This is a genomic window from Nocardia sp. NBC_00881 (assembly GCF_045207455.1).
In the GTDB taxonomy this organism is placed as follows: Bacteria; Actinomycetota; Actinomycetes; order Mycobacteriales; family Mycobacteriaceae; genus Nocardia.
The window spans coordinates 1,304,582-1,319,226 of record NZ_CP108798.1 but is presented as its reverse complement, the minus strand read 5'-3'; the positions used below and the strand labels follow the sequence as shown (position 1 = coordinate 1,319,226).

Here is a 14,645-nt window from a genome sequence, read left to right as displayed (position 1 = left end):
CAGCGGCGTATCTCGTCCGCCGCGGCCGACGACGCCGATTCAATGATCGAGAAGTGGTCCGCGTCGATCTCGACCGTCTCGCCCGTGTGCATCCACTCGGGCACCCGCTCGACGAGACCCAGCCCGGGCAACGGCGTCGAGGCGCGCAAATTGAACGTCGGCGCAGCAATCGACACGGGTTGCCGTTCATCGAATATCTCCGCGTATTTCGCCATGGCGACTAGGCCGTGATCACCGATTTGCGCCATCTCGTGCCCCAGGTCGAGCACCGAGCCGAGCGCGCTCACCAGTACCCGATGGCCTTGCTCCGCATCATCCGACGAATAGGGGTCGAGCAAAATCACCCCTGCGGGCCCACGCCCGCGATTCTCGAGTCGATGGGCCAGGGCGTGTGCGATCGCACCGCCGATCGAGTAGCCGACAAGCACGATCGGCTGCTGCTCCCCGACGACGGGAGCGGAGCCTGCGGCGCGACCCGACAGCTCTTCCACGCTCATCGCCAGGAAATCCAGCAGCGCATCCCATGATTCGGGCAGCAGTTCTCCGGGACGGGTTCCCGGCAAACGCAGCGCGGTTATCGCGGGGTCGGCGCCGAGCTCCCGCGCCAGCCGAGCGAACTGGTGCGGTCCGGTACCGACCAGAAACGACGGAACGCAGATGAGCGTGGGTTCGGACGTACCTCTACTCAGCGGCATCAGCGCCGGCGCGGCGGGCAACTCGTCGTCGATGGTGAAGGTCTCAGCGAGCTTGGCGCTCGCCATCAGCATCGGAATCGCCGCCCCCACCTGTCCACGCCGGTGGGCGGCCAAAACCAGATCCGTGAGCCCTCCCCGAGCTCCGGATTTCGCAGCCTGTACTGCGGGAGCGGTTTCCGTGAGCTGGGAGTAGAGGTAGTCGGCCAGTGCCCGAGCGTTGGGGTGGTCGAAGACGAGGGTGGAGGGCAGTGTTAGTCCGGTGGCTTTGGCGAGCCGGTTGCGGAACTCGACGCCCGTCAGTGAATCCAATCCCGACTCCGTGAACGGTGCCGCCGGATTGATCATGTCCACGGACTCGTGTCCCAGGACTGCCGCGGCGTGTTCCTGGATGATGGTGAGCACGACACTCTCACGGTCGGGTTCGGGTGTGGCGGCGAGCCGCTTGGCCAACGAACCTGCGCTGCTCGCGCGACGCGGCGCGGGAACGGTGACCAAGGAGCTGAGGACCCTGGGCAGCGATCCCGAAGCAGCCTTCGCCGTCAGTGCCATCATGTCCAGCCGCACCCCGGCGACCGTCGGTACACCGACCGCGAAGGCAGCATCCAGCAACGACATCCCATCGTTCTCGTCGAGCGGGATCAAACCCTCGCGCCGCATCCGCGCGAAATGAATTTCGGTGAGAGTACTCGTCATACCACTAGCCGGGCGCCACAGACCCCACGCCACCGACGTCGCGGGCAGCCCGGCGCGGTGCCGGGCGTGGGCCAACGCATCCAGGAAAACATTGGCCGCCGCGTAATTGGCCTGCCCCGCACTCTCCACCGTGCCAGCGATGGAGGAGTAGAGCACGAATATCGACAGATCCTGATCCTTGGTGGCCTCGTGCAGATTCCATGCCGCATCCACCTTCGGGCGCAACACCGTCGCGAACTGCTCCGGTGTCATGTCGGCCAACAAACCATCGGCTAATACCCCCGCGGTGTGCACGACACCGGTCAACGGATGCTCGGGTGGGATCGCCGACAACAGCCCATCGAGCGCTTCCCGGTCGGCCACGTCGCACGCGACCACGTCCACCTGCGCACCCAACGCGGTCAATTCGGCTGCTAGGTCCGCGGCACCGTCGGCGCCGAGACCACGCCGACTGGCCAACACCAGCCTCCGCACCCCGTGCTCGGTGACGAGATGTCGAGCCGTCACCGCACCCAACCCACCGGTACCACCGGTGATCAGCACTGTGCCCTCGGGTCGCAGCGGCGACGGGATGGTGAGCACGTTCTTGCCGATATGCAAGGCCTGACTCAAGTATCGGAGCGCTTCGGGCGCCTGCCGCACATCCCACCCGGTCACCGGCGGGGGCACCAACACCCCGGTGTCGAACAAACCGACCAGCACACTCAGAATCTCATGCAACCGGTCGGGACCGACCTCGTTGAGATGGTAACCCCGATAGTGCACGCCCGGATGCTGCTCGGCGACCTCGCGGGGGTCGCGGCGATCGATCAATCCCATCTCGAGGAACCGTCCACCGCGCGGCAACAGTCGCAGCGACGCGTCCACGAATTCACCCGCCAGCGAATCCAACACGATATCGACACCACGACCATCGGTGGCCTCGAGGAACTTCCGCTCGAAGTCCAGGGTTCGCGAATCACCGATGACCGCGTCGTCGAACCCCATAGCCCGCAACACATCCCATTTCGGCCGACTCGCCGTCACCAACAACCGCAAACCAAAGTGACGCGCCAGCTGCACCGTGGCCATACCCACACCGCCGGTAGCTGCATGCAACAACAACGTCTCCCCGGGTTTCGCCTCGGCTAGGTCGACCAAGCCGTAATACGCGGTGACGAACACTGCCGGCGCGGCGGCGGCCTGCGCGAACGACCAACCTCCCGGCACCCGAACCAACAATCTGCTGTCGGTCACCACGACCGAACCGATATCCGGAACGAACCCGAAAACCCGATCACCAGGGGCGAATCCGGTGACATCCGACGCCACCTCCAACACCACACCCGCACCCTCGCCGCCTATCGTGGCATCAACGTCCGGATACATGCCCAAGGCGATCAGCACGTCACGGAAGTTGAGGCCTGCCGCGCGCAGAGCTATCCGAACCTGCCCGGGCCCGAGCGGCCCCAGCGTGGCGGGCGTTTCGACCAGAGCGAGGTTGTCGCCGGTCAAAGTACCCTTACCGAGCTGGGCCAACGCCCACGCCGGGGTTCGGACCACATCACTCGCACCGACCACATCACCGCCGACACCACGGTTCAGCCGCGCTGCGTACGGCAGGCCGTGCCGCAGCGCCAGCTGAGGTTCGTCCGTGATGGCTACTGCGGCGGCGACGTCGGCACGGTAGTCCTGCCAACGGTCCACGTCGATGATCGCGATCCGGCCTGGATTCTCGTTCTGTCCGCTCCGCAGCAGACCCCACACCGCCGCGCCGACGAGATCTACCGGTTCGCCGGCCTCCACCGCCACCGCGCGCCTGGTCACGACGGCGATCCGTTCATACTCCGTGAGCAGTTCCCGCACCCGCGCCGCTATCTCGACAAGCCGACGGTGAACCGCACCCGGCACGTCCCCACCCGCACGCGCGTCGTCGACTCGTAACACGGCCACGGGCCTGTGGTCGACAATCACTGTTTCGCCGGCGTCCGTGCTTGCCCAATCCTGGTCCGTGACGAGGTCGCTGGGTTCGGGGGCGGGTAACGGGACCCAGCGTAGCTGGTGCAGGTCGCTGTTCGGATGTGAAGGGGCGCCGAGGGCGCGGAGAGGGATCGGACGCAGGGTCACCGCTCCGACTTCGGCGACCGGTGCGCCGTGAGAGTCGGTGAGTGTCAAAGTGATCCGCTGATTCTCCGCTTCGGGCGCAGCGGCCCGCAGCTGGACTCGCACCGATGCTGTTCCGACGGTGTGTAGGTCGATGTTCTCCCATGAATAGGGCACCAGAATCTCGCCTGGCGCGGCGGGTTCGGCCAACCCACCGAAAGCGATCGCGTGCAAAGCCGCGTCCAACAACGCTGGGTGTATCCCGAACCGGTCCGTCGATGACTGCGCCTGCTCCGGCAAAGCCACCTCCGCGAAAACCTCGTCACCGCGCCGCCACAGCGCGGTCAACCCTTGGAACAGTGGTCCGTAGCCGTAACCACGCTCAGCCAACTCCGCGTACACGTCACCGACCTCCACCGGCGACGCCCCAACCGGCGGCCAACTCGTCGTCAGCGACGGCCCGACCTGAGATGGTGACTGCGCAACAATAGTTCCGGTCGCGTGGCGAACCCACTCCGCCTGATCCGGTTCACCGCTACGTTGCGGGCGCGAATACACCGACACCACTCGCGAACCCGCGTCATCAGGTCCGGCCGTCATCACCCGCAGCTCGACCGCACCCACCGACGGCACAACCAACGGCGCGGTAACGACCAGCTCGGCCAGCCGCGGGTTGCCGACCATCGCCCCGACATACAGCGCCAACTCCACGAACGCCGTACCCGGCAACAGCACAGTCCCTCCGATCATGTGATCGGCCAACCACGGGTGACTCGACAACGACAACCGGCCGGTCAGCGCCACCTCGGAATCCGGCAACCACACCGCCGCGCTCAACAGCGGATGGTCCACACCATCCAGACCCGACGTCCGGACATCACCCCCACCAGCAGCGGCGGCCGCCAACCAATACCGTTGGTGCTGGAACGCATACGTCGGCAAAGTGACCCGTCGCACGTCACGGCCCACAAACAACGAGCCCCACTCGACCTTGATCCCCCCGTTATGGACTTGCGCGAGGAACGTCACGAACTGCGCCACATCATCGACATCACGCCGACCCGCAGCCGCCACCAACGACCTCGACTCAACATCCTCAGGCAGACATTGCCGAGTCAGCGCCGAGAGCACGCCATCAGGACCGATCTCGACAAACCGCCGCACGCCGGCGTTGACCAGGGTGTCTATTCCGGCTGCGAACTGGACACATCCACGGACCTGCTGCACCCAGTAATCCGGATCGGTCAACTCCGCGCCGACGACGCCACCGTGGAGGTTCGACACGACCGGAACGTTCGGCGGATGGTAGGTCACACTTTCGGCTACCGATCCGAACTCGGCCAGCATCGCATCCATCCGCGCGGAATGAAACGCGTGGCTGACGCGCAGTCGGTTGGTTTTGTGGCCGTTGGCGGTGGCGCGTAGTTCGACTTCGTCGATGGCGTCGATATCTCCGGACAACACCACCGATGATGGACCGTTCACCGACGCGACCGACAGCCTGTCCCCGTACCCGACGATGATTTCGGCTGCGTCGGCTTCCCCGACGGCGACTGCCAGCATCGCCCCGCCCTCCGGTAACGCTCCCATCAGCCGACCGCGCGCGGCGACCATGCGGCAGGCATCCGGCAGTGACCACACCCCGGCTGTATACGCGGCGGTCAGCTCACCGATCGAGTGTCCGATCAGCATGTCCGCTGTGATGTCGAACGATTGCATCAACCGGAACAGTGCCACCTCGAACGCGAACAAGGCGGGTTGGGTGAATTCCGTTCGGTCCAGCAACACTGCATCGTCGTCTCGGGCGAACACCAGATCTTTCAGCGACCGGCCGAGCAACGGGTCGAACGCAGCGCAGACCTCGTTGAATGCTGTCGCGAACACCTCGAACGAGTCGTAGAGGTCCGCGCCCATCCTGGCACGTTGCGCGCCCTGCCCGGTGAACAAGAACGCCGTCCTACCCGACCCCACAACCCCCTGTACGACTCCAAAAGACACCGCATCCGACGCCAAATCCGCGAGACCGGAAAGCAACTCCTCCCGATCCGCACCAACAACCACGCCCCGAAATTCCAGTTGGGCACGAAAACTCGCCAGCGAGTACGCAATGTCCCACACACCCGCATCAGGATTGCCGACCACCCACTCCCGCAACCGCTCCGCCTGCGCCCGCAAACCCGACTCGGATTTCGCCGATACCAGCAACGGAACGAAACCCGAGCCCGCATAAGCATGCCCCGGCGTTTCTTTGGCCGGGGCAGATGCGCTGGGCTCCGCAGACACCGTCTCCTCGGAATCGACCCGCGCCGTATTGCCCCCGAAAGCTCCGGACAACCCTACGGCGGGTGCTTCCTCGAGGATCAGGTGGGCGTTGGTACCGCTGACCCCGAAGGACGACACTCCCGCTCGCCGGACCCTTTCCCCCGCGGGCCATCGCTCGCTCTCCTGAAGCAGCTGCACCGTGCCCGCCGACCAATCCACGTGGGGAGTAGGGGCATCCACGTGCAGCGTCTTCGGTAAAACGCCGTGCCGCATAGCCTGGACCATCTTGATGACACCCCCGACGCCCGCCGCGGCCGAAGTATGGCCGATATTGGACTTGAGCGATCCCAGAAGCAACGGCGCATTCTCGGGCCGCGAACCGTAGACGCCGATCAGTGCCCGCGCCTCGATCGGATCTCCGAGAGTCGTGCCAGTACCATGCGCCTCCACCGCGTCGATATCCGACGGAGCCAGGCCGGCATTGGCCAACGCCTGCCTGATGACACGTTCCTGCGATGGACCATTCGGAGCGGTCAATCCCTTGCTCGCGCCGTCCTGATTCACCGCGCTCCCGCGCACGATCGCCAGCACGGTATGGCCGAGTCGTCGGGCATCCGACAACCGCTCCAACACCAGCATCCCGACGCCTTCGGAGAAACCGGTCCCGTCAGCGGCCGCCGCGAACGCCTTGCAACGCGCATCCGACGACAGCGCACGTTGGCGTGCTAGCCCGATCAGCACGGACGGATCCGACATCACGGTCACCCCACCGGCCAACGCGAGCGACGTATCCCCCTGCCGCAACACTTGACACGCCAGATGCAGCGCCACCAGGGACGACGAGCACGCGGTGTCGACCGAAATCGCCGGGCCCTTGACGGCGAGGGTGTACGCTATCCGACCGGACAGCACACTCATCGAAACGCCGAGGCCGGCATGGCCTTCCGCCTCCGCCGTCAACGTCGGGGAGCCGACGCGCGGACCGTAATACTGGTGGAAGACTCCGGCGAAAACGCCGGTATCACTGCCACGCAGCGACACCGGATCGATACCCGCATCCTCCAACGCCTCCCAGGACGCCTCCAACATCAGACGCTGCTGCGGATCCATCACCGCAGCCTCACGAGGACTGATTCCGAAGAAGCCCGCGTCGAAATCACCCGCCGAATAAAGAAACCCGCCCTCACGGGTGTAGACCGTGCCCGGCACATCCGGATCCGGGTTGTACAACCGCTCCAGGTCCCACCCCCGGTCGGTCGGAAACTCGCCGACCGCGTCGGTACCGGAGGTGACCAGATCCCATAGTTGCGCAGGGGATTCCACGCGACCCGGATAGCGACAGCTCATACCGACGATCGCGATCGGTTCCCGCGCGCGCTCCTCCAACTCCTGGATGTGACGGTTGGCAGCGCGCAGGTCTCCGGCGAGTTTCTGCAGAGACCGGGTGACTCGTTCCTCGATGCTCATGCTCGACCGAACTCCTCATCAATCAGATCCAATAGCTCGCTACCGGAATGCGCGGAGAAGTCGTCTCCTCCGCTCTGCCGTCGGTCGCCGAAGCGGGACCGAAGACGGTCGCTGATGCCGAGCAGTGCGGTGGCAGTCGCGTCGTCGTCGCCCGCCACAGCGAGAACGCGTTCGACCATCGCCTCCAAGCTAGCTAGATTGTCGGCCGCGGTCGCGACAGCGGACGGTTCAGCAGGCGTCCTCAGCGTCACTATCTGCTCGTGCAGATAGCCCGCCATGTCGACCGCATTGGGGTAGTCGAAAATCAGCGTGGAAGGCAGTTCGAGGCCGGTGGCTTTGACGAGCCGGTTCCGAAGTTCAACCCCGGCAAGCGAATCGAATCCGAGTTCATCGAATCCCTTCTCCTGTCTGATGTCGTCGGCGGACGAGTGGCCCAGCACCGCGGCAGCCTGTTCGAGGACGATGTTGAGCAGAGCGTGCTCCAACTCGGCCTCTGGTATCCGGTCCAGTCGCCGCGCCGGCGCTGTCACGCTGTCGGCGCGACGTGTCGTGGCGGTGACCAGGGAGCTGAGCGTTCTGGGTAACAACCCGGCGCCTGCCTGCGCAGTGAGCGCAGTGGTGTCGAAACGCACGCCTACGCTCGTCGGGCAACCGGCGGCCAACGCGATGTCGAACAGCGACATCCCGTGCTGGTCGTCGAGGGACACCAGGCCGTTTCGTCGCATTCGCGCGAAGTCGACGTCCCTGAGGGTGCTCATCATTCCGCTGCTGACGCGCCAGGGACCCCACGCGATGGACGTCGCGGGCAGACCGTTGCGGTTCCGGTGCTGAGCCAACGCGTCAAGGAAGGTGTTGGCGGCCGCGTAATTGGCTTGGCCCGGGCTGCCGATCGTGCCGGCGATGGAGGAATAGAGCACGAACATCGACAGGTCCAGATCCTTTGTCGCCTCATGCAAATTCCACGCGGCATCGACCTTGGGCCGCAACACTGTCTCGAACTGCTGCGAGGTCAGGTCGGTGAACAGGCAATCGGCCAACACCCCCGCCGCATGTATCACGCCGGTCAACGGATGCTCCGGCGGAATCTTCGACAACAACCCGTCGAGCGCCATTCGATCGGCCGCATCGCAGGCGACCACGTCCACTTCTGCACCGAGCGCGGTCAACTCGACCACCAAATCGTCGGTGCCGGGCGCGGCGGGGCCGCGCCTGCCCGCGAGCACAAGCCTCCGCACACCGTGCTCGACCACCAGATGCCGCGCCGTCACCGCACCCAACCCGCCGGTGCCGCCGGTAATCAACACCGTGCCCTCGGGCCGCAGCGACGACGGAATGGTGAGTACGTTCTTACCGATGTGGCGGGCCTGGCTGAAGTACCGGAAGGCTTCGGGCGCCTGCCGCAGATCCCATCCGGTAATCGGAAGCGGTGCCAACATACCGGTGTCGAACAGCTCGATGAGCACGCTCAGAATCTCACGCATCCGGTCGGGTTCGACCTCGCTGAGATGAAATCCGCGGTAATGCACGCCAGGATGCCGCTCAGCGACCTCGCCCGGGTCGCGACGATCGGTCGATCCTATTTCGAGGAACCGTCCACCACGTGGCAATAGTCGCAACGACGCGTCCACGAACTCACCCGCCGCCGAATCGAGAACAATATCGACCCCGTGACCGTTGGTCACTTCCAGGAACGTCCGCTCGAACTCGAGTGTGCGCGAATCCCCGATAACCCCGTCATCGAATCCCATCTGCCGCAGTACATCCCATTTCGGTCGACTCGCAGTCACCAACAGGCGCAAACGTAAGTGACGCGCCAGCTGCACCGCAGCCATACCCACACCCCCGGTCGCGGCATGCAATAGCAACGTCTCGCCGGGTCGCGCCTGCGCCAGGTCGACCAGGCCGTAATACGCCGTGACGAACGCCACCGGCACGGCGGCGGCCTGAGCGAACGACCAGCCTCGCGGCACCCGCGCCAGCAATCTCCGGTCCGTCACCACAACCGAACCGATATCGGCGACGAACCCGAAAACCCGGTCACCCGGCGAGAACTCGGTTACATCGGGTGCCACCTCCAGCACGACGCCCGCGCCCTCGGCGCCGATAGCGGCGTCCGCCTCCGGATACATTCCCAACGCGATCAACACATCGCGGAAGTTGATACCTGCCGCACGCAAACCGACCCGAACCTCACCAGGCCCCAACGTTCGCAACGCAGCCGACGTCGTCTCCATCAGGACAAGATTGTCCCCGGTCAAGGTGCCCTTCCCGAGCTGAGTCAACGCCCACGCCCGGGCACCCAACAGCTCACCGGCTCCCACGGTGTCCGTCTCCCCGCGACTCAACCGAGGCACAAACGGCACACCCTGCCGCAACGCCACTTGAGGCTCCTCCGCGATGGCCAAAGCCATGGCGACGCCGTCACGGTAGCCGTCCCAACGATCCACATCGACGATCGCGATGCGGCCGGGATTCTCGCTCTGACCACTACGCAACAAACCCCACACCGCCGCGCCGACCGGATCCACCGGCTCACCCGCATCCACAGCAACCGCATACCTGGTCACCACCACAACACATTCATGCCGCGCCAAAAGTTCGGCCACCCGCAAAGCCACATCGGCGAGCCGACTATGAACCGAAGCCGGCACATTCACCTCTTCAGACGCATCCTCGAGGCGAATCACGGCCACCGCCCGGCCGTCGACCGTCACCGTCTCCTCCGCCCCCGTGTCCGCCCACTGCGCATCCGCGACGAGATCGCCCGGCTTCGCCGCAGACGACGAGACCCAGCCGAGCCGGTGGACATCGCCAGCAGCCACGGAGGACCCCAATGCCCTCAGTGAGATCGGACGCAGAGTCAACACCGCGACCTCGGCCACCGGTACACCTTGCGAATCAGCGAGCGTCAACATGATCCGCCGACTCTCCGCCCCGGAAGAACCAGAGTCGGCCGTGGTCAGCCGAACCCGCACCGACCCCACACCGACAGCATGCAAGTCCACGTTCTCCCACGAATAGGGCGCCAGAACCTCACCCACGGCAGGCGGATCGGCCAACGCGCCAGGAGCGATCGCGTGCAAAGCCGCGTCCAACAACGCCGGATGTACCCCGAATCGATCCGCCGACGACTGCGCTTGCTCCGGTAGATCGACCTCCGCGAAAACTTCGCCGCCTCGCCGCCACAGCGCGGTCAATCCCCGGAACAAGGGCCCATAGCCGTAACCTCGCTCTGCCAGCTCCGCGTAAACGTCACCGATTTCCACCGGCACCGCACCCGCCGGCGGCCAACTCGCGTCGGTCGGCCCGACCTGGGCCGACTGTGATGACGCGACAATCCATCGCCGACGCCTCACGCGGACCGATCCCGAAAAACCCCGCATCGAAATCGCCGACATTTCGCAAAAATCCGCTCGCCCGTGTGTAAACCTTCCCGAACCGGTCAGGATCGGGATCGAACAATCCCTCCACGTCCCAACCCCGATCCACCGGAAACTCGCTCACGGCATCCGAACCGGATGCGACGAGATCCCACAAACCCTCTGGCGACTCGACGCCACCTGGATACCGACAACTCATACCGACGATCGCAATCGGCTCGTCGATCCGCTCGCGCAGCTTCGTCAGATCGTTGCGAGTCGCCATGAGCTCGACAGTGACCTTTTTCAGGTACTCCAACCTGAGTTCGGACGAATCGTCAGTGCTTGTGTCCACGTTTCACATCCAAGTCCAGCGTATTTCGGGTTGTCGAACAAGCCCGATGGCGCGAGCGGCGATCCGGGGCCATCGAGCTACAGATATCGTTCGATCAGGTGTCGGCTACGAGGCGGCGAGTTGGCCGGCGATTGCCATTCGACCGAGAAACCTTGTTGAGGAACAGGTGCTCGCCCACGCACTTCGACAGGAACAGGTGGCTCGACCGCCACCGAGATGCACGCCATGCGAACGTTAACTTTCTCTGCCAAGCAAGCAGCGACAGATTGGCCCACGTCGCCTGCTGGGCAGCAGCCTGCCAGCGGTATCGCGTTCTCGCAACTCGAGAATCGAGTCTTCTCATTCGAGCCGATCTTGTTGTGTCCATCATCGGAAGCCGACCTCGGAAACACCACGGCACTTCGGGTTTATCTGGCCCACTTGATGTCTCACTCCTGGAGTATGTGGTAAGCCTGGCGGTACGACATCGGAGCATCACCGAGCAGCGTTGATGACAGCCGAGCTGTCGGGGTAATCGTGGGCATGGCGGGCCAGCTCGATCGCCTCACCTCGCCGACCGCGCCGGCGCGCACGTGCGCGACCGCCGTGCCGCTCCACCGGCTGCGCAGTGCTCCGGAACCGTGCACCGCTCACCGATAGTGAGGCTGGCGAATGTCGTGCCGTTGACAGGATGCTCCGTACGCCCTTGGCGGCAGCTGGAGATAGTCCGTCAGCGCCGTCAAATCCATGCGCCCTGAGTCCTGGAACGACGAAGCACGGCCATGACAGGTGAAATGAGCATGCGCTCGGCTATGCACCAGCCTCCCACGACATCGGCAGGCCGCCGGCACCCGCAGCCGATCCAGCCTACGACCGAAAACCTGAAGGCGAATCGCCGCCCAGGATACTGAACCTACTGCAGCTCATCTCCTTTGCGGGCTTGTTTGTCGGTGTGGCGCGCTACGGTTGCTTCGTCACTTCGGGTGCCATCGAGTAGGGGGATACAAACGTGGCCAGACGGCGACGTCACCGCTCGGACCGCGCGGGTCTGGTGCTGATGGCCGCTATCGCCGGTGTCATCATCCTGGCGCCGCTGGCGCGATTCGTCCGCGACAACACCACGACAGTCGCCGCCATCGTGATCAGTGTCATCATCGCGGTGCTGCTGGCGCTGGTACTACGCGCGCGTCATCGACGTCGGCGCGCCGAGCACGAACAAGACCGTCTGCGTGCGGTTCTGGCGTTCCATGACATGAACGACAAACAGTTCGAGCATGCGCTGGCCGCACTGTGCCGGGCCGGGGGCTGCCGCGAGGTACAGGTCTGCGGCGGCGCCGGTGACCGCGGTGCCGACGTCACCGCGGTGACACCGGACGGGCGAAGACTCATCGTGCAGGCCAAGCGATACAACATCAGGCGCCCTGTCGGCGACCGGGAGATGCAACAGCTGGCGGGAGGATTGCTCACCTGGCACCAGTTCGACCTCGCGGTCCTCGTCGCGACATCCACGTTCACCAAAGCCGCCCGCGAAACCGCCGCCCGCAACGGCATCCGACTCGTTGACAACAAGACACTCGCAGCGTGGAACTCCGGCACCGGCCCCGCCCCCTGGAACTGACCCGATCCCGGGACCGAACCGAACATCGCGCGAACGCTATGCGTCGACCGCGTTCGGTCGAATGATCCGTCCTGTGGGTCGAGGGCTCGGTGTTGGGGACGACGAAGACGCCAGGTCTTGCCTGGACGACAGTGAGGTTGACGAGCCGCCGACACCGAGATCCGCGCCACAAGCGCGCCGCGGACGAAAGGCGAGACCTCCAGGACACGATTGCCCCTGACATGTGCGATGGCGGTATACAGTCGAAAGGCATTGCGTGCCGGTCAATTTCATCAGGAGTGCCCGTGTGGTCGTGGCGACATTGCTTGGATGCAGCAGGCGTGCGAAAGGGCGTGGTGCGTGCCGACTATTCCGCCGCAGCACGGTATCTCCAGCGCAGGGACTTCGTTGGCTGGGTGCCAGGGCGGGTCCTGGCTCCACCGCAGAGCCAGCCGCACATAGTCGCGGCAACGGCGTTGGCGCGCTATACCGATGACCTCATCGACCGCGGCCCTGTCGGAGAGCGGACACAACGGTTCGAGGAATGGGCCGGTCAGGTGGGGACGGCGCTGGATACCGGCAGTTCGGGGCATCCGCTGGTCCGTGCATATTTGCACTCCGCCGTTCTGCTGAACCTGTCCCGTGAGTGGATCGACACATATCTGGCCGGGACTCGCGTCGACCTGGAGTTCCCCGGATTTGCTCAGGAGGCGGACTACCAGCGTTACGTCGATACAGTTTCGCTGCCGTCTATGTTTGGCCTGAGGGTTGTACCGCGTCTGGTCTCGGAGCAATCCTTCACATCCTCCCTCCGCTTGTTTGCGGACGGGGCGCAGCGGACGGACTGCCTCACCGATTTGTTCGAGGACCTGCGGGACGGGCGGCTGTGCCTGCCGGTCTCCGACCTCGACCGACACGGCGTGGCACGTGCGGATCTGGAGCAGGGACTGGACACCCCCTGGAGTGCGGGCGTTGATATCGGCCACAGCGAGTTCCGCGCGTGCCTCACTCGTGGAAAGTGGACGGATCCTCGGTGAAATCGCCGCCGACTACCGCCCGGTGCTTCGTTTTCTGATCGGCGTGTTCCACATGCGGTTGGACGATGTCGGGACTCGTGGGGCTGCCATCATCCGTCGCCCCTATCAGGACCGCCCGGTGGCGTGCCTGTCCCTGATGATCCGTTCCCGTCATATGGGTGCATCGACCAAGGGTGCGGCTCCTTTGGAGGGACGGGCTGATCTGCTGAAATGTGGTCTGGGGCTGTCGTGGTGGCGGGGTGGGCGCTTATCGTTGGGGTGGGGGTTCGGTGGTGGAGGCGGCGATGGGCTCGTGGATGGAGGAGCTGGAGCGGCGGCAGGCTGCGGCCCAGGAGCGGGCTGAGGAGCTGCGTGGGCGGATCGTGGAGTTGTCGGAACAGCTTGCTGCCGAGGAGCAGCGGTTGTCGCGGCTGGAGATCACCCGGGAGACGATGATCGAGATCCTCGGCGCGGCAGGCGAAGCTGTTGTGGCGGTGCCGCAGGGCGGCATGGGTGAGAATGACATGGAAGCGGAAGGCGTGAATCGGGAGCCGGTTTCGCGTGGGAGTTCGCCGGTCGGGGTGATGCTGGTGCCGCAACGAGGTCCGGGTATGGATGTGTCGGTGCTGCCGCAGGATTATCGCGACATCCTGGAGGTGCTCGCCGATGCGGGGCGGGGGTTGCGGGCCGGGCATATCGCCGCCGCCTTGGGGCTTTCGGTCCGGTCGCGACGACCGCGATCGTGGTCCCGCCGCGGGCCAGGACCGCGCGGTGAGTGGCGGCATCGGCGCCGAACGCACCACCGCTGATGATGCGCCAGCCGCGATCGGTCAAGTCCGCGGCGATGTCGGTCGTGACGCGGATGCCATAGTCGCTGGTGGCGCGTGCCCCGACAACCGCGACGTGCAGTTGCGCGAACAGATTGACGCGAGCGGGTCCACGCACCCACAACGCGACCGGCCCCACATCAGCAACATTCGGCGCGTCGAGGTCGTACAACCTGATGCCGGGCCAGCCGCGTCATCCCGGGTCAGCAGCCGCGCACCGAGCTCGGCAGCACGGTCGAGGTCGCGGGCGGCTGATAGTCGCGGATCGTCCCTGTTCAAGGGGGGCGGCAGTCAGGGCGATGATGGGTGGTGG

3 protein-coding genes and 4 pseudogenes are annotated in these 14,645 nt (G+C 65.1%); 2 read left to right on the top strand and 5 right to left on the bottom strand.

The features are described from left to right. Nucleotides 1–11: 11 nt before the first annotated feature. The 4 pseudogenes from OH799_RS05355 to OH799_RS05340 all read right to left on the bottom strand — a co-directional run. Nucleotides 12–7,199: pseudogene (locus OH799_RS05355) on the bottom strand (SDR family NAD(P)-dependent oxidoreductase); the annotation flags it as partial. Nucleotides 7,200–7,459: 260 nt separating this feature from the next. Continuing rightward, nucleotides 7,460–7,600 (bottom strand): annotated as a pseudogene (locus OH799_RS05350) (acyl carrier protein); the annotation flags it as partial. Nucleotides 7,601–7,984: 384 nt separating this feature from the next. Next, nucleotides 7,985–10,582 (bottom strand): annotated as a pseudogene (locus OH799_RS05345) (SDR family NAD(P)-dependent oxidoreductase); the annotation flags it as partial. Continuing rightward, nucleotides 10,536–10,913, bottom strand: a pseudogene (locus tag OH799_RS05340) (beta-ketoacyl synthase N-terminal-like domain-containing protein); the annotation flags it as partial. The pseudogenes OH799_RS05345 and OH799_RS05340, both read right to left, overlap by 47 nt. 988 nt (nt 10,914–11,901) lie before the next feature. Between OH799_RS05340 and OH799_RS05335 the strand changes: the two are divergent. Further along, nucleotides 11,902–12,510, top strand: coding sequence for a restriction endonuclease (locus OH799_RS05335; RefSeq protein WP_406276343.1), 609 nt, complete (start codon nt 11,902–11,904; stop codon nt 12,508–12,510). Nucleotides 12,511–12,830: 320 nt separating this feature from the next. Beyond that, a complete protein-coding gene (locus OH799_RS05330) occupies nt 12,831–13,526 on the top strand; it encodes a squalene/phytoene synthase family protein (RefSeq protein WP_406276341.1) in 696 nt (231 codons plus the stop codon). 417 nt (nt 13,527–13,943) lie between these two features. On the opposite strand, the gene OH799_RS05325 is transcribed toward OH799_RS05330, so the two are convergent. Continuing rightward, nucleotides 13,944–14,450 (bottom strand): DNA-processing protein DprA, encoded by a 507-nt coding sequence (locus OH799_RS05325; RefSeq protein WP_406281819.1) that lies wholly within the window; start codon nt 14,448–14,450, stop codon nt 13,944–13,946. Nucleotides 14,451–14,645 lie beyond the last annotated feature (195 nt).